Source organism: Mycobacterium gallinarum (assembly GCF_010726765.1).
In the GTDB taxonomy this organism is placed as follows: Bacteria; Actinomycetota; Actinomycetes; order Mycobacteriales; family Mycobacteriaceae; genus Mycobacterium; species Mycobacterium gallinarum.
The window spans coordinates 2,177,497-2,195,686 of sequence record NZ_AP022601.1 but is presented as its reverse complement, the minus strand read 5'-3'; the positions used below and the strand labels follow the sequence as shown (position 1 = coordinate 2,195,686).

At 65.6% G+C, this 18,190-nt stretch carries 17 protein-coding genes and 1 tRNA gene; 12 read left to right on the top strand and 6 right to left on the bottom strand.

Going from position 1 to position 18,190, the window contains the following annotated elements; all coding sequences use genetic code 11:
* Positions 1 to 85 precede the first annotated feature (85 nt).
* Positions 86 to 2,008 carry an acyl-CoA dehydrogenase family protein gene (locus tag G6N42_RS10885; protein ID WP_163729527.1) on the bottom strand — a complete coding sequence of 641 codons (1,923 nt, stop codon included), beginning with the start codon at positions 2,006 to 2,008 and terminating at the stop codon, positions 86 to 88.
* Between the two features lie 101 nt (positions 2,009 to 2,109).
* On the opposite strand from G6N42_RS10885, the gene G6N42_RS10880 reads away from it, so the two are divergent.
* Both G6N42_RS10880 and G6N42_RS10875 read left to right on the top strand, forming a co-directional pair.
* Complete coding sequence (locus tag G6N42_RS10880; RefSeq protein ID WP_163729526.1) at positions 2,110 to 2,823, top strand: VIT1/CCC1 transporter family protein; 714 nt, start codon at positions 2,110 to 2,112, stop codon at positions 2,821 to 2,823.
* Positions 2,823 to 3,932, top strand: coding sequence for an esterase-like activity of phytase family protein (locus G6N42_RS10875; RefSeq protein ID WP_163737305.1), 1,110 nt, complete (start codon positions 2,823 to 2,825; stop codon positions 3,930 to 3,932). The genes G6N42_RS10880 and G6N42_RS10875 overlap by 1 nt, the downstream gene beginning before the upstream one ends.
* 6 nt (positions 3,933 to 3,938) lie before the next feature.
* On the opposite strand, the gene G6N42_RS10870 is transcribed toward G6N42_RS10875, so the two are convergent.
* Together G6N42_RS10870 and G6N42_RS10865 are read right to left on the bottom strand one after the other, a co-directional pair.
* Positions 3,939 to 5,144 (bottom strand): MFS transporter, encoded by a 1,206-nt coding sequence (locus G6N42_RS10870; protein WP_163729524.1) that lies wholly within the window; start codon positions 5,142 to 5,144, stop codon positions 3,939 to 3,941.
* Between the two features lie 81 nt (positions 5,145 to 5,225).
* Positions 5,226 to 5,663 carry a MarR family winged helix-turn-helix transcriptional regulator gene (locus G6N42_RS10865; RefSeq protein WP_163729521.1) on the bottom strand — a complete coding sequence of 146 codons (438 nt, stop codon included), beginning with the start codon at positions 5,661 to 5,663 and terminating at the stop codon, positions 5,226 to 5,228.
* Between the two features lie 110 nt (positions 5,664 to 5,773).
* Here G6N42_RS10865 and G6N42_RS10860 point away from each other — a divergent pair, with 110 nt between their 5' ends.
* The 8 genes from G6N42_RS10860 to G6N42_RS10825 all read left to right on the top strand — a co-directional run bounded on the left by G6N42_RS10860 (position 5,774) and on the right by G6N42_RS10825 (position 14,060).
* Positions 5,774 to 7,822 carry an ATP-binding cassette domain-containing protein gene (locus G6N42_RS10860; RefSeq protein ID WP_163729518.1) on the top strand — a complete coding sequence of 683 codons (2,049 nt, stop codon included), beginning with the start codon at positions 5,774 to 5,776 and terminating at the stop codon, positions 7,820 to 7,822.
* The gene (locus G6N42_RS10855; protein WP_163729516.1) at positions 7,819 to 8,667 is read left to right on the top strand and encodes a CbiQ family ECF transporter T component; all 849 of its coding nucleotides are present in this window, start codon (positions 7,819 to 7,821) and stop codon (positions 8,665 to 8,667) included. Before G6N42_RS10860 ends, G6N42_RS10855 begins: the two co-directional genes overlap by 4 nt.
* Before the next feature lie 25 nt (positions 8,668 to 8,692).
* Positions 8,693 to 10,210 carry a TldD/PmbA family protein gene (locus G6N42_RS10850; RefSeq protein ID WP_163729514.1) on the top strand — a complete coding sequence of 506 codons (1,518 nt, stop codon included), beginning with the start codon at positions 8,693 to 8,695 and terminating at the stop codon, positions 10,208 to 10,210.
* A gap of 3 nt (positions 10,211 to 10,213) precedes the next feature.
* The gene (locus G6N42_RS10845; RefSeq protein WP_163729512.1) at positions 10,214 to 11,590 is read left to right on the top strand and encodes a TldD/PmbA family protein; all 1,377 of its coding nucleotides are present in this window, start codon (positions 10,214 to 10,216) and stop codon (positions 11,588 to 11,590) included.
* A 7-nt stretch (positions 11,591 to 11,597) separates the two neighbouring features.
* On the top strand, positions 11,598 to 12,443 hold the full coding sequence (locus G6N42_RS10840; RefSeq protein WP_174262057.1) for a carboxymuconolactone decarboxylase family protein: 846 nt from the start codon (positions 11,598 to 11,600) through the stop codon (positions 12,441 to 12,443).
* A 30-nt stretch (positions 12,444 to 12,473) separates the two neighbouring features.
* Positions 12,474 to 12,550, top strand: a tRNA-Ile gene (locus G6N42_RS10835).
* 244 nt (positions 12,551 to 12,794) lie between these two features.
* A complete protein-coding gene (locus G6N42_RS10830) occupies positions 12,795 to 13,262 on the top strand; it encodes a glucose-6-phosphate dehydrogenase (protein ID WP_163729509.1) in 468 nt (155 codons plus the stop codon).
* A gap of 177 nt (positions 13,263 to 13,439) precedes the next feature.
* Positions 13,440 to 14,060: an antibiotic biosynthesis monooxygenase family protein gene (locus G6N42_RS10825; protein WP_163729507.1), complete on the top strand. Its 621-nt coding sequence runs from the start codon at positions 13,440 to 13,442 to the stop codon at positions 14,058 to 14,060.
* A 133-nt stretch (positions 14,061 to 14,193) separates the two neighbouring features.
* On the opposite strand, the gene G6N42_RS10820 is transcribed toward G6N42_RS10825, so the two are convergent.
* A complete protein-coding gene (locus tag G6N42_RS10820) occupies positions 14,194 to 14,409 on the bottom strand; it encodes a hypothetical protein (protein WP_163729504.1) in 216 nt (71 codons plus the stop codon).
* A 165-nt stretch (positions 14,410 to 14,574) separates the two neighbouring features.
* The gene (locus tag G6N42_RS10815; RefSeq protein ID WP_163729502.1) at positions 14,575 to 15,243 is read right to left on the bottom strand and encodes a LuxR C-terminal-related transcriptional regulator; all 669 of its coding nucleotides are present in this window, start codon (positions 15,241 to 15,243) and stop codon (positions 14,575 to 14,577) included.
* A 132-nt stretch (positions 15,244 to 15,375) separates the two neighbouring features.
* Here G6N42_RS10815 and G6N42_RS10810 point away from each other — a divergent pair, with 132 nt between their 5' ends.
* Positions 15,376 to 15,657 (top strand): GlsB/YeaQ/YmgE family stress response membrane protein, encoded by a 282-nt coding sequence (locus G6N42_RS10810; protein ID WP_163729501.1) that lies wholly within the window; start codon positions 15,376 to 15,378, stop codon positions 15,655 to 15,657.
* Positions 15,658 to 15,751: 94 nt separating this feature from the next.
* The gene (locus tag G6N42_RS10805) at positions 15,752 to 16,111 is read left to right on the top strand and encodes an STAS domain-containing protein (protein WP_163729498.1); all 360 of its coding nucleotides are present in this window, start codon (positions 15,752 to 15,754) and stop codon (positions 16,109 to 16,111) included.
* 512 nt (positions 16,112 to 16,623) lie between these two features.
* Here G6N42_RS10805 and G6N42_RS10800 read toward each other — a convergent pair.
* Complete coding sequence (locus tag G6N42_RS10800) at positions 16,624 to 17,649, bottom strand: hypothetical protein (protein ID WP_163729496.1); 1,026 nt, start codon at positions 17,647 to 17,649, stop codon at positions 16,624 to 16,626.
* Positions 17,650 to 18,190 lie beyond the last annotated feature (541 nt).

The window sequence follows — 18,190 nt, the reverse complement described above, 5'->3', positions numbered from 1 at the left end:
CTGAATTCTGTCAGCGTCTGCCATGAAGCATCTCAGAATTCGCCGGAATTGTGACGCGCAGCACCACCAATGGGGCGGATGGTGCCTATGTGTCGATGATGTTTTCCGGATGCAGCATCTCGGCGTAGCGAAGCTGCTCCGGTATGCCAAAGCCGTCGACCAGTAACTCCGCGTAGGGACGCAGGTTGCGGCACCGCTCGTTGACGCCGCGAGTGACGGCCTTGGCGCGTTCGGTCGACAGGAAACGGTGCTCCATGAACCAGGCTCTGTCTTCCTCGATCACCGAGAGCGCATACAGGTCGCACACCATGTTGAGGATCTCGCGCGCCTCGTCGTCCTCGCACGAGTCGACGCCCGCCACGAACGCCTCGAGGATGATGCGCTCTATATGCGCGCGCGCGGCGTGCAACACGTGGTCCTGCACAGAGTTGAACGCATCGAAGGCGCTCATCTCCTTGGACTTGCCCTGCAGGCGTCGGGCCACCGTCGCCAGGATGTACTGCTCGCGGTCCTCGAACATCTTGACCTGGGTGCCGCGGTTGAAGAGGCTGCCTTCTTCTTCGTTGTCCTGCCGGGTGTCGAGGATGGTCTGCATGATCGTCTCGGCCGCAGTGCGTTTGAGCACCCGCTCGCCGGCGAAGTTGGCCGCGAACCGCACCCATTCGACCGGGCTCATGCCCTTGATGTCGTCGGCGTAGGCGGTCAGCAGTTCTTTGGCGACGAGCTGGGTCAGCACGTGGTTGTCACCCTCGAAGGTGGTGAACACGTCGGTGTCGGCCTTCAACGCGATCAGCCGGTTCTCGGCGAGATAACCTGCGCCACCGCAGGCTTCACGCGCCTCCTGGATCGCTCGGGTGGCATGCCAGGTGTTGGCGGCCTTCAATCCTGCCGCCCGCGACTCGAGCTCACGCTGTTCCTCGGCGTCGGGGTCGTCAGCCGTCTGCAACTCGTGACACTTGGCGACGAGCTCGTTCTGCGCGAACTGAAGTGCATAGGACTTCGCGATCAGCGGGAACAACCGCCGCTGATGCACCAGGTAGTCCATGATCAGCACCTCGCGGTCCGCGCCGGGCGCCTCGAACTGCCTGCGTTCCAACGCGTATCGGGTCGCGATGTCCAGCGCGACGCGCGCGGCCGCGCCCGCACTCCCGCCGACGGTGACCCTGCCGCGGATCAGTGTCCCGAGCATCGTGAAGAACCGCCGGTTGGGATTTTCGATCGGCGAGGTGTACGTCCCGTCCTCGGCGACATCGGCGTACTTGTTGAGCAGGTTCTCGCGTGGGATGCGGACGTGGTCGAACTGGATGCGTCCGTTGTCCACCCCGGGCAAGCCGCCCTTGTAGTGGCAGTCACTGGTGGTCACGCCCGGCAGATCGTTGCCCTCGTCGTCGCGGATCGGCACCACGAAACAGTGCACCCCGTGCCCCTCGCCGTCGGGAGTGATCAGCTGTGCGAAAACCGCTGCGACACGGGCTGTTTCGGCGGCGCCGCCTATGTAGTCCTTGCGCGACGTGCGGGTGGGGGAGTCGATCACGAATTCTTGCGTGGCGGGATCGTAGGTGGCGGTGGTCTCCAGCGCCTGCACGTCGCTGCCGTGACCGGTCTCGGTCATCGCGAAGCAGCCCAGCAGGTCCAGGTCGATGATCCGCTGTACGAACGCCTCGTGGTGGCGTTCGGTGCCGAGGTTCTCGATGGCACCGCCGAACAGACCCCACTGCACGCCGGCCTTGACCATCAGCGACAGGTCGGACATGGCGAGCATCTCGATCTGGGTCACCGCCGCGCCGACGTCGCCGTTGCCGCCGTGCTCCTTCTTGAACCCGTCTTCGGCCGCGCCCTGTGCGGCCATGATCTTCAACTGCTCGCCCACCTTCGTGCGGGCGATGACGGTGTTCGGTGTGTAGTGCGGTTTGAAGACCTCGCTGGAGAGTTCCTCGCGCATCTGGTTCTTCACATCGCGCCAGCGGCCGTCGAGGGCGTTGCGTAGATGTTCCGCAGTGGTGGTCATTACTCGACCGTAGCCCTTTGGAGGCCCGTCGAAACTGTGATGTCAGAAACGTAGCCAAACCTTGCTAGACCAGGCGAAACCGGTGGCGTTAAATCGACCCCATGTCCGCACCGACCGGCGTTCCGCACATGTCGTCACACCGGCACGCCGATGTGACCGGGGGCTGGCTGCGCGCGGCCACGTTCGGGGCGATGGACGGCCTTGTCAGCAACACCGCCCTCATCGCGGGTGTCGCCGCCGCGGCCAGCGCGCACACCGTCGTGATCAGCGGCGTGGCCGGGCTGTTGGCCGGCGCGTTCTCGATGGCGCTGGGGGAGTACACCTCGGTGGCGACGGCCAACGAGCAGATCGAGTCCGAGGTCATCGTCGAGCGACGCGCGTTTGAAAAGCACCCGCAGGCCGAAAAGGCCGAGTTGGTGGCGATGCTGATGGACATGGGGATGACCCGCGAAACCGCGAGCAAGGCCGCCGAGGAGGTCCACCGCGACGAGAAGGTCGCTCTGAACTTCCACCTCGTGCAGGAGCTCGGCGTCGACCCGCGTGAGAAGCCGTCGCCCTGGGTGGCCGCTGGCTCGTCGTTCGTCATGTTCGCGATCGGTGCGATCATTCCGCTGATCCCGTACCTACTCGGAGTCGAATCGCTGTGGCCGGGGCTGCTGTGTGGTGGTCTGGGGTTGCTCATTGCCGGTGGGCTGGCGGCCAGATTCACCAAGAGGCCGCTGTGGTTCGGGTCTCTGCGGCAGCTGGCATTCGGCGCTATAGCGATCGCGGCCACCTACGCAGTGGGAAGCCTCGTCGGTACAGTCATCGCGTGATGCGACTGCGGTGCAGCCTTTTGGCGGCCGCCCTGTTCCTTTCCGCCTGCAGTCCCGCATCCACGCTGTCGACAGGCTTGACCTACCTCGGGCAGGTCGACTTTCCGGCCAGCTACCTTTTCGATGACACGACGGTCGGGGGACTTTCGGCGATCACCTATGACCCGGGCCGTCAGCTCTACTACATCATCAGTGACGACCGCTCGGCGAGAAACCCCGCAAGGTTTTACACCGTCCGAATCACATTGAGCGACAACAGATTGATTGGTGTCGAGTGGCTCGATACCACCTCACTGCTGGACCGGTCCGGCGCACCTTTTCCCCCGCTGTCGCCCGATGCCATGCCTCCGGTGATCCCGCCGGACCCCGAGGGCATCGCGTTCGACGAGCGCCGCCAACAGCTGTACTGGTCCAGCGAGGGCGAGCGGATCGTCAAGGATCCGAACCGGCCGCTGCTGTTGGATCCGTGGGTTCGCGTCGCAGGACTCGACGGTGCGTTCCGCGGTCAATACGACCTGCCACCCGTGCTGTGGATATCGCAGCAGGACACGGGCCCCCGCACCAACAATGGTCTCGAGGGGCTGACGTTGACGCCGAGCGGCAACTATCTGTTCGCGGGAATGGAAGACCCAGGTTTCAACGACGGCGGTTTGCCGACCGCCGAGGCCGGTGCCCTCACCCGCGTCACCAGGTTCGACGTCTCGACGGGCACCGCCAGCGCGCAATACGCCTACCCGCTCGACCCGATCACCGCGCCGAACGGCGATGCGAACGGGCTGTCGGATCTCGTGGCGCTCGACGACGACAACTTTCTGGTCATCGAACGCTCGCACGGCGCCCACAATGTCGCGCGCATCTACCGGGCCAGCACCGCCGGCGCCGACGACATCTTGGACAGGCCGTCGCTCGCGGACGCGCCGCCGACGGCGATGACCAAGATTCTGGTGGCCGATCTGTCGACGATTCCCCAGGTGCAGAATCTGGACAACGTCGAGGGAATCACGTTGGGCCCCAGGCTGTCGGACGGCAGGCAGGTCGTAGTGCTCGTCACAGATGACAACTTCTCGGATGACCAGACGACGCAGTTCTATGCGTTCGCCATGGAGTGATGGATCTCAGCTGTCGCTGCCGACGGTGATCGCGGTCGCCTCACTGACCTCGTCGAGTTTCTCCTCGGCGTCGATACCCGTCAGATGGGAGCGGCTGATTGCCAGGACACCCGCTGCCAGCAGCACCGCCGCCGCACCGACCCAGTACGGGGCATGGACGTTGACCCGTTCGCCGAGCACGCCGGCGAGCCACGGCGCCAATGCGGCACCGGAGAAGCGTACGAAGCTGTAAGCCGCTGAGGCGACGCCTCTTTCGACCGGCGCAGCCTTCATCACGGTCTCGGTGATCAACGTGTTGTTGACACCGATGAACAATCCCGCCACCACCACACACGTCGCCAGCACGGTCTTGTTCTCGGTGGCGACGGCCATCGCCGCCAGAGTCGCGGTCATGGCCAAGAGATTCACGAGCAGCGTCGGCACGGTCCCGAAGCGGCGTTGCAGCCGCGGCGCGACGACCACCGACGTGAACGCCAGCGCGACACCCCAACCGAAGAAGATCAGCCCGATCTCGTGCGCGCTCATGTCGAGCGGAAACGGTGTGAAGGCCAGCAGCGTGAAGAAGCCGAAGTTGTACAGCAGCGCGGTGATTGCGACGCCGAGCAGACCGCGGTGGCGCAGCGCACGGAACGGGTCGGCCAGCGTCGTCGCACGTCCGGCGGGCGGTGTGGACGGCAGCAGGAATGCCGTGACGACGACGGCGAACGCCATCAACGCCGACACCCCGAAGAACGGTCCGCGCCACGAGATCGATCCGAGCAAACCGCCGACCAGCGGGCCGACCGCGATGCCGACACCCAGCGCCGCCTCGTACAGGATGATCGCCTGCGCCACCGAGCCGCGCGCGGAGTTGACGATCGTCGCCAACGCCGTCGCGATGAACAGCGCGTTACCCAGGCCCCAAAGTGCCCGCCAGCCAACGATTTCGGTTACCGTTTCCGACATGCCGGCCAGGCCGGCACCCGCGATGATGACCACGAGCCCGAGCAGCAGAGTGCGTTTGGGGCCGATGCGGCTCGCCACTACGCCGGTGATCAGCATCGCGACGCCCATCACCGCCATATAGCTGGTGAATAACAACGACACCTGCGACGGCGACGCGTTCAGGTTGTCGGCGATCGGCTTGAGAATCGGGTCGACCAGACCGATACCCATGAACGCGACGACGGACGCGAAGGCAACGGCCCAAACAGCTTTGGGTTGACGCCACATATGGGCAAGTGCTCCTTTTGGTCGAGTGATTTCGGTGTAGGTGGTCGCGCTCTGCGCGACTCAGCACACCGAAATCACGAATTATTTGGCGGCGGTGGGTGAGGCCGCGTCCGCGAGAAGCCCTCGCAATATACGGACTGCTTCGCTGAGCGCCTGCCGATCCGACGCGTCCAGACGCTCCAGGTACGGCTCGATGGCGGCCTCGCGGTCCACGCGCACCTGCCTCAGCGTCTCGACTCCCTTGGACGTGATCTGGACCAACACGGCCCGCGCATCGTCGGGGTCGACGGTGCGTGACACATAACCCCCGTCCTCGAGCCTGCGCACCTGGGTCGTCATCGTCGGTTGCGAGCAGTGATCCAGCACCGCGAGATCCGATATCCGGGTCGGCCCCTTGTCTTCGATCGTCGACAGCAGCCGCGCCTGCGCGAAGGGCAGGGGTAGCCGGGCGCGCTGCGTGGCCAGTCGGTTGATCCGGGCGACCACATGCAGCAGGTCGGCGCCGAGGGTCTGAGTCATGACCCCACTATTACATAGCCTTGCTATGCAGTTCAAACGAAGCGGCAGGCCGATTGCTGGTCGCAGCAAGGCGACGACCGCTCTTAGAATTCGACTGGCAGAATCGTGCAATGGCCGTGACCGGGGATTCGGGCGTGACTCGACGTTCCGGCGCGCTGAGCCCGGGTGAACTGGCCCAGGCGTCGGTCATCGCGGCGCTGTCCGCGGCCACGGCGATCATTGCCGTCGTCGTTCCGTTCGCCGCGGGTCTGTCGTTGCTCGGCACCGTCCCGATGGGTTTGCTGGCCTACCGCTATCGGCTGCGCGTGCTGCTCACCGCCACTGTGGCCGGTGCGATCATCGCGTTTCTGATCGCCGGCATGGGCGGCTTCATGACCGTCATGAACTGCGCCTACATCGGTGGCTTGACCGGCATCATCAAGCGCCGCGGACGCGGCACGCTGACCGTCTTCCTGTGTTCATTGGTCGCCGGGGCGCTCTCTGGCGTATTCGTCGTCGCGGCGCTGGCGATCCTGACGCGCCTGCGCCATCTCATCTTCGAATCGGTAACCGCCAACGTCGACGGAGTCGCCGCGATCATCGCGCGCATCCCCGAAATGGAGGGTTTGGCCGAGCAGCTCAAGCGCGACTTCGCCACCGCGCTGGACTATTGGCCGTTGCTGTTCTTCGCATCCTCGGTGTGGTCCATCGTCTTCGTCACGCTCATCGGGTGGTGGGCGCTGTCGCGGGTGATGTCGCGACTGGTCGCCATCCCCGACGTGCACAAGCTCGAATCCTCCGCCGACACCGGAACCATCGCCCCTGTACCGACGCAGTTGCACGACGTCCGCTTCCGTTATCCGAACGCCGACCACGACGCGCTGGGTCCGGTATCGCTGAACGTCGTACCCGGTGAGCATCTCGCGATCACCGGCGCGAACGGTTCGGGCAAGACGACGTTGATGCTGATGCTGGCCGGCCGCGAACCGACGTCGGGCACCATCGACCGGCCCGGCGGCGTCGGGCTCGGCCGGCTCGGCGGTACGGCGGTGATCATGCAGCACCCCGAGAGTCAGGTGCTCGGCACCCGGGTCGCCGACGACGTGGTGTGGGGCCTGCCGCCGGGGACGACCACGGACATCCCCAAGCTGCTCGGCGAGGTCGGGCTGGACGGGCTCGCCGAGCGCGACACGGGCGGTCTGTCGGGCGGTGAGCTGCAGCGGCTCGCCGTCGCGGCGGCGCTGGCCCGTGAACCGTCGCTGCTGATCGCCGACGAGGTGACCAGCATGGTCGACCAGGAGGGTCGGGGCGCGCTGATGTCGGTGTTATCCGGGTTGACGAAGCATCACGACATGTCGCTGGTGCACATCACCCACTACAACGACGAGGCGGATGCCGCGGACCGCGCCGTCAATCTGACCGGCAACGGTGGCGCCGCCGACAACACCGACATGGTGGAAACCGCGTCGGCGCCGCCCGCTACCGTCACCGGCTACCACCACGCCGACAAGCCAGTGCTCGAACTCCGTGGGGTCAATCACGAATACGGCAGCGGAACACCGTGGGCTGCAATGGCGCTGCGCGACATCACCTTCACCGTCAACGAGGGCGACGGGTTGCTGATCCACGGGCTCAACGGATCCGGGAAGTCGACGTTGGCATGGATCATGGCGGGACTCACTGTCCCGACCGGCGGCAGCTGTCTGCTCGATGGTGCGCCGGTGTCCGATCAGGTTGGTGCCGTTGCCATCTCCTTCCAGGCGGCCCGCCTGCAGCTGATGCGCGGCCGGGTGGATCTCGAGATCGCATCTGCGGCCGGGTTCTCCCCGCGTGACCGCAAGCGGGTGAGCGAGGCGCTGGCCACCGTCGGCCTGGACAAGGCGCTGGCGAAGCGGCGCATCGACCAACTGAGCGGCGGCCAGATGCGCCGTGTGGTGCTGGCCGGGCTGCTGGCGCGCCAGCCTCGTGCGCTCATCCTCGACGAGCCGCTTGCCGGGCTGGATGCGGCGAGTCAGCGTGGGCTGCTGCGGCTCCTGGGTGAGCTGCGACGCCACTTCGGGCTGACCATCGTCATCATCTCCCACGACTTCTCGGGCCTCGAGGACGTGTGCCCACGCACTCTGCATCTGCAAAACGGGGTGGTGGCGGCGACGCCGACGGTGGCGGGAGACAGATCGTGACCGCGCCGATCGCGAACAAGCGGCAACGCAGGCCGGTGGTGCTGCTGCGCCCCGTACCGGGTAACAGCGCCATCCACCGGCTCTGGGCCGGAACGAAACTGCTCATGGTGGCGGCAATCGGCATCCTGATGACCTTCTATCCGGGGTGGGTTCCCATCGGTGCGGTTGCCGTGCTGGTGCTCATCGCCGCGCGAATCGCTCGGATACCCCGCGGCGTGCTGCCGTCCATCCCGGGCTGGCTCTGGATTTTGTTGTTCTTCGGCGGTCTCACAGCGACTTTCGCGGGTGGCAGCCCCGTGATCGACGTCGGTTCGGTCGAGATCGGACTGGGTGGGCTGTTCAACTTCCTGCGGATCACGGCGTTGTCGATCGTTCTGCTCGGCCTGGGCGCCATGGTGTCGTGGACGACCAACGTCGCCGAGATCGCCCCCGCCGTAGCTAAATTGGGCCGGCCGCTGAAGGCGCTGCGCATACCGGTCGATGAGTGGGCGGTGGCGCTGGCGTTGGCGCTGCGCGCATTTCCGATGCTGATCGACGAGTTCCGTGTCCTCTATGCGGCGCGCAGGTTGCGCCCCAAAGAGCAGGCGGCCACCAGGCGAGGGCGCTTCCGCGCCGGGATGCTCGAGCTTGTCGACCTGCTCGCGGCGGCAGTCACCGTTGCACTGCGACGGGCTGACGAGATGGGCGACGCGATCACCGCCCGCGGCGGCGTGGGACAGATCTCGGCGTCGCCGTCGGGCCCGAAGGCGATCGACTGGTGGGCATTCATGATCGTCGGTCTGGTGTGCGCGACGGCGCTCGCGCTGGAGTTGACGATTCTGGGCACCAGCGCCGTCACGAGGTGAGACCGGCCGCTATTACGGTGGTGGCGTGACAGCGCAACGCCAAGTCGACCCCGACTTCCTCGAGCTGCCGCGCCATGAGCTGGCCGATGCAGCGTTATCTGCGGCGAAGGCCGCCGGAGCCAGCTACGCCGACCTGCGCATACACGCGATCACGACGGACCACATCCAGCTGCGCGACGGTGAGCTGGAGGCGGCCGTGGTCAACCGCGAGATCGGGCTGGCGGTGCGGGTCATCGTCGACGGCACGTGGGGCTTCGCCTCGCACGCCGAGCTGCATCCCGGCACGGCTGCCGAGACCGCGCGCCGCGCCGTCCACGTCGCGGCCACGCTGAAGCCGTTGAATGCGGAACACGTCGAACTGGCGCCCGAGCCGGTGTACTCGGATGTCAGCTGGGTGTCCGACTACCGCATCGACCCGTTCGCCGTCTCCGCGGCGGACAAGATCGCGGTGCTCGGCGAGTACTCCGGCCGGCTGATGGCCGCCGACGGTGTGGATCACGTATCGGCCGGGCTCCATGCGATGAAGGAGCAGACCTTCTACGCCGATACGTTCGGCTCGTCGATCACGCAGCAGCGGGTGCGGTTGATGCCGACGCTGGACGCCGTCACGGTGGACGCGGCGGCCGGGTCGTTCGAGACGATGCGCACACTGGTGCCGCCGATGGCGCGGGGCTGGGAGGTCGTCGCGGGCGACGACGTGTGGAACTGGACCGACGAGCTGGCGCAGCTGCCGTCCCTGCTGGCTGAAAAGGCAAAGGCGCCCAGCGTTTCGGCGGGGCCGACGGATCTGGTGATCGACCCGACCAATCTATGGTTGACGATCCACGAGTCCATCGGGCACGCCACCGAATACGACCGCGCGATCGGCTACGAGTCCGCGTACGCGGGCACGTCCTTCGCGACCCCCGACAAGCTGGGCACCATGCGCTACGGATCGCCGGTGATGAATGTCACCGCCGATCGCACCGTCGAATATGGTTTGGCCAGTGTCGGTTACGACGACGACGGGGTGGCCGCGCAGAGCTGGGATCTGGTGCGCGACGGCATCTTCGTCGGCTATCAACTGGATCGGGTGTTCGCGCCCCGGCTCGGTGTTGCGCGCTCGAACGGCTGCTCGTATGCCGACTCGCCGCATCACGTGCCGATTCAGCGGATGGCCAACGTCTCGCTGCAGCCCGGTACCGATGAGCTGAGCACCGACGATCTCATCGCCCGGGTGCAGGACGGCATCTACATCGTCGGCGACAAGTCATGGTCGATCGACATGCAGCGCTACAACTTTCAGTTCACCGGACAGCGGTTCTTCCGGATTCGCGACGGCCGCCTCGACGGTCAGCTGCGCGACGTCGCGTACCAGGCGACCACGACCGACTTCTGGGGATCGATGGAAGCCGTCGGCGGGCCGTCGACATGGCGCCTCGGCGGTGCGTTCAACTGCGGCAAGGCGCAGCCCGGCCAGGTGGCGGCGGTCAGTCACGGCTGCCCGTCGGCGTTGTTCCGCGGGGTGAACGTGCTCAATACGCGCGACGAGTCGGGGCGGTAGTCGGTGATCGGAGCACAGCAGGTGGTCGATACTGCGCTGGCCGAGGCCGACCGGCTCGGCAAGGCCGACGAGACCATCGTCCTGGTGACCGACCGCGCGGACGCTTCGTTGCGCTGGGCGGGCAATTCGATGACCACCAACGGCGAATCGATGAGCCGGAGTACCGCAGTGATATCGATTGTGCGCCAAGGGAAGACGGCACGAGTCGGGTCGGTGCGGTCCGGTGATGTGGACCCGTCGTCGATCGCCGGTCTGGTGGCGGCATCGCAGGAGGCGGCGCTCTCGGCGCTCGAGGCTCCAGATGCCGCGCCACCGTTACCCGCCGGCGATGCATCCGCCGATTGGGACGACCCGGTGGCGGGCACGAGCGTGGAGGCCTTCCTCGGCGTGGCGGGCAGTCTCGCGGCGCGGGGATTCAGTGGGGCGGATCAGCTGTACGGGTTTGCCCGGCACGACGTCGAGACGACGTTCCTGGCGTCCTCGACCGGGCTGCGGCGGCGCCATACCCAGCCGACCGGCTCGGTGGAGATCAACGGCAAGCGTGACGACGCCAGCGCGTGGGTGGGTTTCAGCACCCCCGACTTCGATGATGTGCCAACGGATTCGATGCTCGAGCGGCTGTCCACGCGCCTGGGCTGGGCGCGGCGCAGCGTCGAACTGCCTGCCGGGCGGTACGAGACGATCATGCCGCCATCGGCGGTGGCGGACATGATGATCTACCTGTGGTGGACGATGGACGGCCGCGGCGCCGAGGAGGGCCGCACCGCACTCTCGGCTCCCGGTGGTGGGACGCGGGTAGGGGAGAAGCTCACCGATCTTCCGCTGACGCTGTATTCCGACCCGTTCGCCGACGGGTTGGCGTGCACACCGTTCGTCACGGCGTCGGCGTCGTCGGAGCGCGAGTCGGTGTTCGACAACGGGATGGACATCGCGCGTGTGGACTGGATCCGCGACGGCACGATCAGCACGCTGGCGTATCCGCGAGCGTCGGCCGCGGAATTCGGCGCGCCGGTCGCGGTGCCCGCGGACAACCTGCTGATGACCGGCGGCACCGCCAGCCTGGCGGACATGATCGCGAGCACCGAGCGCGGCCTGCTGTTGACAACACTGTGGTACATCCGCGAGGTCGACCCGGCGGTGCTGCTGCTGACGGGTCTGACCCGTGACGGCGTGTACCTCGTGGAAGACGGTGAGGTGACGGCCGCCGTCAACAATTTCCGGTTCAACGAGAGCCCATTGGACTTGCTGCGGCGGGCCACCGAGGCTGGCGCCACGGACCGTACGCTGCCCAGGGAATGGGGCGACTGGGTGACGCGGGTGACGATGCCGCCGCTGCGGATCCCCGACTTCCACATGTCCTCGGTGAGCCAGGCGCAATAATCCTTGGGTGAGTGACGAGAATCTGGCCGAGCGGATCGGCGGTCTGGTGGCGATGTCGTCGGGGGACGGGCGACTCGACACCCTGATGCGGCTGACATGCGGCAGGGCGCTGGGTTTGCATCCGCTGCCCATGGAGGTCGATCTGGTCGACGGGGCAGCCGAGCACGAGCCACTGGTGTGCGCGTTCGCCGAGCAGTTCGCCGTCGACGTATCGGGCATCACCGACAATCAGCGCAAGCTGTTCGCGACAGCGCTGGGTGACAACGTGTTTCGAACCGTGGTGATGATCTTCGTCGCTGATTTCGTCCCAAGGGTGTGGGCGGCATTCGAGGCGCTGGGGCTGCGCAGGCACGGCAACGGCGGCACCGTCGAGTGGGACCACGACTCCGATCCGACCGACGCCCTGCTCAACGGGTTCCTGCCCGCAGTGGCACGGCTGCGCGGGCTGGACCCGGTGACGACGGAGGTCGTGCGGCTGCGGGGTGCGACGCAGCACAACTGCCGACTGTGCAAGTCGCGCCGGGAGACTAACGCGCTGGACGCCGGCGGATCCGAGGACTTGTACGGCGACATCGAGCAGTACGAGTCGTCGGAGAAGTTGACCGATGCGCACAAGGCGGCGCTGCGGTTCGTCGACGCGATGATCTGGTCACCCTCGCAGATCAGCTCCGACCTTGCCGCGGAGATTCGCCAGCACTTCTCGGAGGATCAGGCGTTCGAGTTGACACTGGACATCATGCGCAACGCCGCCAACAAGATCATGGTGTCGCTGGGTGTGGATGCCCCGCTCGTGACGGACGGCACGGAGTTGTTCTCCGTCGACGAGGACGGGCAGACGGTCTCCGCGGGTTAGCGCATGCGAATATAGGTGCCGCATTAGCTGGGGGCGGTAGCTCAGTTGGTTAGAGCCGTGGACTCATAATCCATTGGTCGCGGGTTCGAGCCCCGCCCGCCCCACCATGACAGGTGTATGACGTCGGCTGATGCTTGACGTTTGTGCTTCGGGTGATGGGCGACAGTGTTTCGGCTGATGCTTTACACCTGCTTCGGTTGATCCTTGACACTCCCTGGATGAGGGAGTTGAGCGTGGCAGAGGTATCAGGCCGCGTTGGCGGTGATCGGCGTCCATCACTGACAAAAGTCGTGCTCACCAGAGGGTTCGGGCGCACAATAGAGGAGTACGTCTGAAACCTGGGGAGCCGCGATGAGCGAGCAGCTGTACGACTATTTCGGTGCGATCTTCCAGCGGTACTTCAGACCCGCCCTCGATGCATATCCGGGTAAGGGTGGAGCACTCGTCGAAAGCTTGTTCACGCTGACTGATGACGTCCCGGATCGATTGGCACAGAGTCGGCGCGCCGCAGTCGCATGGGGCACAGCGGAGAGCCCGGACGCCAGGGTCACCTCGGAACTCTTCGTGATCACCCAACACGGGCTGATGTATGCCGCCGGGTTCAACCAGTCGCGCCGGGCGCTGTATTACTTGGCAACGCCGCCCGCACTGTTCGATCCGTTCGTCGATCAGGTCGACACCGCCGAACTGCCGTCGGGCGCGGTAGTCGTGGTGGACAGTCGGCTCGGCCGCGATCTCGCATCCGCGCATCCCATGGACGCCGCGCTTCGCCGGATACTCGATGACCACCTGGCCCTGCGGGTGGATCTGCCCGCGTAGCTATTTGCGTGACGCGAATCGTCTGCGGCTGCGGCGGGATGAGTCGCCGTTTGGTGTACCGCGACATGTTTACGGTTTTTGGTTCGATGGCACCTTGCCGCACCCTACCCAGCGGAGGACGATGTATACCGACGGCAGCGCCGTCGTGACGCTGCCCCGTCATCGAGGAGGCAGATTATGTACGCGCGAACGACCACCCTTCAATCAAACAAAGATTCCATCGACGCCGGCATCGCCAATGTCCGTGACAATGTGATGTCCGAGCTGCAGGGCATCGACGGCTATGTCGGTCTTTCGTTGTTGGTCGACCGGGATTCCGGGCGCTGCATCGCCACCACCGCCTGGGAGACCGAGGAGGCGATGCGCGCCAGCGACGAGGCGGCACGGGAGATTCGTCAACGCGCCGCGGAGGCGTTCGGCGGCGAACCGGACGTCGCCGAATGGGAGATCGCTGTCCTACACCGTGATCATCAGAGCCGTGAGGGCGCCTGCGTCCGCGCCACCTGGGTCAAGGTGGAGCCCGACCAGATAGAGCGGGGCATCGACATCTTCAAGATGGGTGTGCTGCCCGCACTGGACGAACACGAAGGGCTTTGCAGCGTAAGCCTGTTGGTCGACCGTGCGACCGGGCGCGGAGTGTCTTCGGTGGCCTACGACAGCTCCGAAGCGTTGCAGCACAACATGGGCAAGATCGAGGAGCTGAGGTCCGCGAGCGCCCGGGAAGCCTCCGCAGAGATCCTCGACGAGTGCAACTTCGAGTTGGCGATCGCCCACTTGCACGTTCCCGAGATGGCCTGACGTCCGACTGCCGCATAGGTCCGTCACTCACGAAAGGAACATCAGAAAGCCAAGAACCCCCGCCCGAATGCGTTGCGGGAGAGATTCATCTAGCCGCAGCGAGCCTGGGCGCGACAGGTCGATGAGTCGTGCATCAGGCAGCAATCACCTGCGGCGCGGGCAGGTAGGACGCCGTCCAGGCGATGAAATCGCCTCGGGACTCGCGGGGAGCGCCGATCCGCACGTTGGCAACGGCTTCTCCGGCCCGGCGGGCACGGATGTGAATCTCGGCGGTGATGAAATTGTTGATGTGCACGGGATGCATGTGGACCGGTACTGCGACCTCGACGGCCTTCCAGTGACCATTCATGACGATGTCCTCTCGCCTCGGTGAGCAGCGATCGGATTACCGTGACGACGCTGCTCGTAGTTTTCGGTGGCTCTCCAATGCGGGAACCGTTACGAGCAGTGTTGGTCGGTGATCTTGGAGGTTTCTAAACGCGAGAGGTCGACTAGTACGTCGCGAGGATCGAGCCTAGGGGCCGCCCTTCCAGTGTTCGATGCGGTTGTGGTCGGGTGTGAACCCGTGACGGACACCCCATAGGACGGCTTGCGTGCGGCTGGACACGCCGATCTTGCGGTAGATCGTCCGAATGTAGGACTTGATGGTGTTGGGACTCAGATACGTCAACGCCGCGACATCGGCATTGCTCTTGCCCTGCGTGATGAGGGCCAGAATCTCTGATTCCCGGTCGCTGAGCCCCTCGCCACGACCTGGCCAATCAAGCCCGACTGCGCTACGGGCCCGCGGCGGGACGTCGCTGATGATCGTCTCTCCGGCGTGCACCGCCTCGAGCGCCGCGACCAATTCTCGCGCGGGCAACGTCTTGGAGAGGTAGCCGTCGGCGCCGTGTTGTCGAGCGCTCTCGATGAGTTCAGGGTGAAAGTTCCACGTGTAGACCACAACTCGGCGTGCCCTCGGGTTGGCAACCAGATGTGCGATCTCCTCGTGATCGGATTCAGGTTGGGCGAACGAGTCGTACAGAACGATGTCCACCGCGTCTTCTAGACCCATGTTGGAGTCGATCTCCGCGACGACCACACGGTCGCGGTATCGGTCGAACATGTTGGCCACGCCCATCAGCACGACGTCGTAATCGTCAACGAGGGCGACGGTGATCGGGGAGCTGGGGGTCGGTGCCACCGGTCTGAGATTACCTACTTAGGGGTGTAGCTGCACCCCCCTTAGGGGTGTTGCATTGGTAGCAGCGTCGGGCACCCGCTCGACCGGCCGGTCCAAGCGCGCAGTCAGCGCTCAATAGAAAGGCTCATCGCCATGATCGGACTCATCCTGAGCATCATTGTCATTGGACTCCTTGCCGGCGCTTTGGCGCGCCTGCTGGTCCCCGGCAGACAGAACATATCGGTCGTGATGACCATTGTCCTCGGTGTCGTCGGCTCCTTCGTCGGCGGATTCCTCGGTTACCTGCTCTTCGGCAAAGACAGCTCAGAGGGCTTCCTGCAACCTTCAGGGATCCTCGGTTCCGTCATCGGTGCCGTTGTCGTCTTGCTGATCTGGATCAGCGTCGGACGACGCAGCTCGGTTCGTAGCCGCTAAAGCTGTTCATGCACAACAGAGGTCGGCTCCGAAGCACTCCGGGGCCGGTCTCTGCTGTCGCTGATTCCTTTACTCGAGTTTGGAGAGGGTAACCGTGAATCCACCGACGATCGACTTCGGCGTCGCCGAGCACTGGGTCGAGTGTGGTGTCGTAGTGGCGGTGTGGGGAGACCTGGACCTGGCCACCGCGCCCAAACTGGCCGACGCGATCGAGGCCGCTGTCCGAAAAAGGCCGGCGGCGCTGATCGTAGATCTGACGCGGGTTGACTTTCTGGCCTCAGTGGGAATGACTCTGCTGATCACCGCGCACCGAGAGATCGCACCGTCAGCGCGATTTGGCGTCGTCGCGGATGGTCCTTCGACCGGTCGTCCGCTCAAAATGACGGGGATCGACACCATCGTCGACGTGTACCGCAGCCTCGACGAAGCGTTGGACAAATGCGCATCGAGCTAGGCGGGAGTGCTGCGTCTGTGCACAGGGCGGTTCGACGGCGGCCAGCCTGGTGCTGGCTGCTTAACACCACAGTTGCACCAGCGGCCGTCTAACAGGGGACAGCGGACCGACTCGAAGTCCATTGGACGCAACCTGCCCCATCCCGTGCTGTGTTCAAGGCTAGCGTCTGGCAGGCCAAACCACAGGGGGTAGCACCCCGTTTTCATCGGATTTCGACAATATTCCAAACCCTGTGGAGCGCACCTGCCCTGTCGCTCATCAGCTGAAGGCTTTTGCGCCCGCTGCGCGGTAGTCAACAGGCCAGCCCCTATGTGTGGCTGCACAGTTTCCTCGACGACTCGGCGATCGCGGTCGAGGACTGCTGGGTCGGCCAGATGTCCGCGCTACCCGCGATGCTCGCGAGGAGTTGCCGCAGATCGCCTGCCGCTGACGGCCTTTGATGGTTGCTGGACACTGCGGATGGTAGGCCAGGTAGGCGTGAACGCTCCAGGCGTAGGAGCTCAGGACGATACTTAGTCCGTGCGGCGAAAGCGTTTCCTGCCTTCGGCTTCCAGCCGCAGCTGCAGAGCCCGAGCCCGCGCCTCGGCCGCCCGCTCACGGGCCTCGGCGGCTTCCGACGCCGCCCACACCTCGGCGACGCGGGCCTCGGCTTCGGCGGCCTCGGCTTGCTTCCTGGCCTCGGCGGCGCAGGCTTCGGTTCTGGCGGCTTCTGCTTGCGTCTGCAAGCAGGCACCCACCTCGGCGGCGCGGGCTCGCGCTTCCGCGGCTTCTGCTTGTGCCCAGGCCTCGGCGGCGCGAGCTTGCGCTTCGGCGGCGTCGGCTTGCTTCCTGGCCTCGGCGGCGCGGGCTTGCGCTTCGGCGGCTTCTGCTTGTGCCCAGACTTCCGCGGCGCGGACCTGGGCTTCGGCGGCTGCTGCCTTTCTCCTGGCTTCAGCGGCACGGGCTTCGGTTTCGGCGGCTTCTGTCCGTGCGCGCGAGTGAGCCTTGGTTTCGGCGGCGCGGGCTTGAGCTTGGGCGGCCTCTGCTTGCGCCTTGGCCTCGGCGGCCAGCGCTTCGGTTTCGGCAGCGAGGGCTTCGGCCTCGGCGGTTTTTGCCTGCGCTCGCGCCTCGGCGGCCAACGCTTCGGCTTCGGCGGCGAGCGCGTCGGCTTCGGCGGCCAACGCTTGAGCTTCGGCGGCTTCGGCCCGCTCCCGCGTCTCGGCAGCCAGGGCTTGGGCTTCGGCGGCTTCGGCCCGCGCCCGCGTTTCCCGTTCGCGCTGGGGCAGATTCGGTTTGGCTCGCCATCCTCGGTCGCCGCGACGCTGCTGTTGCCGACCCCCGACCCGCTTACGGTGCTTCCGGATCCTTTGCTTGTCCACGATCATTTCGCTGACGACCAAGAGAACCGCGGCCAGCGCGAGCAGAGGCGCGAACAGCGATGGGCGCGTGGCCATCCCCCCGAAACCAGCAATCGCCAGCGGCACCGCGACGATCATCGCGGCCGAAGAAGACCGCTCGCTGAGATCTGGCCTAGTAGCGGCCATCCTGGAAGACCCCACGATCCGATCCCTCCGGGGGAGACGTTGGCCTTCGTATTGTGACGTACGTCGTCGCAGCGTGCTCGGTATAACGCCCCTTTTTTAGGCAGCAATCTCGCAGCAGGCGCGTTCGCCGCCGCGAGGCTGACGACGGTGGGGCCATGCCCACGCTCGGTGACGACGTAGCTCAGGAAGGGGTAGGCGAATCCCAACGCGCGCACCAGAAAGCTGCCGGCGACCAACGCGGGGCGCCGTGCAGCCACTCGTCATCGATGTTGCGTCAAAAGTATGCGGCCGCGAGCTTGGCGGATATCCGCTGATCGGCCGTCGCGACGGAGAGGGCCCGTGTCCACCGATTGGGGGACAACGGTTTCACCAGGCTGACGGGCCGATCGGCCTATACCGACGTGATCGCAACGTTCATAGTGTTCTACCCCATGACGGAACAGCACACCGACGTGATCTTCACGCCGCCACCGAATCCCAACGATGGTGTGCACGTCACCGACGTGCGGCAAGCAGTGACCGAGCACAGAGCCAAATACGAGCGGTACGCACATCG

Coding starts and splice junctions, on each gene's coding strand:
- G6N42_RS10880 (WP_163729526.1), top strand. CDS start 2,110: ATGTCCGCACCGACCGGCGTTCCGCACATGTCGTCACACCGGCACGCC.
- G6N42_RS10825 (WP_163729507.1), top strand. CDS start 13,440: ATGTACGCGCGAACGACCACCCTTCAATCAAACAAAGATTCCATCGAC.
- G6N42_RS10860 (WP_163729518.1), top strand. CDS start 5,774: ATGGCCGTGACCGGGGATTCGGGCGTGACTCGACGTTCCGGCGCGCTG.
- G6N42_RS10885 (WP_163729527.1), bottom strand. CDS start 2,008: ATGACCACCACTGCGGAACATCTACGCAACGCCCTCGACGGCCGCTGG.
- G6N42_RS10810 (WP_163729501.1), top strand. CDS start 15,376: ATGATCGGACTCATCCTGAGCATCATTGTCATTGGACTCCTTGCCGGC.
- G6N42_RS10870 (WP_163729524.1), bottom strand. CDS start 5,144: ATGTGGCGTCAACCCAAAGCTGTTTGGGCCGTTGCCTTCGCGTCCGTC.
- G6N42_RS10820 (WP_163729504.1), bottom strand. CDS start 14,409: ATGAATGGTCACTGGAAGGCCGTCGAGGTCGCAGTACCGGTCCACATG.
- G6N42_RS10830 (WP_163729509.1), top strand. CDS start 12,795: ATGAGCGAGCAGCTGTACGACTATTTCGGTGCGATCTTCCAGCGGTAC.
- G6N42_RS10865 (WP_163729521.1), bottom strand. CDS start 5,663: ATGACTCAGACCCTCGGCGCCGACCTGCTGCATGTGGTCGCCCGGATC.
- G6N42_RS10875 (WP_163737305.1), top strand. CDS start 2,823: ATGCGACTGCGGTGCAGCCTTTTGGCGGCCGCCCTGTTCCTTTCCGCC.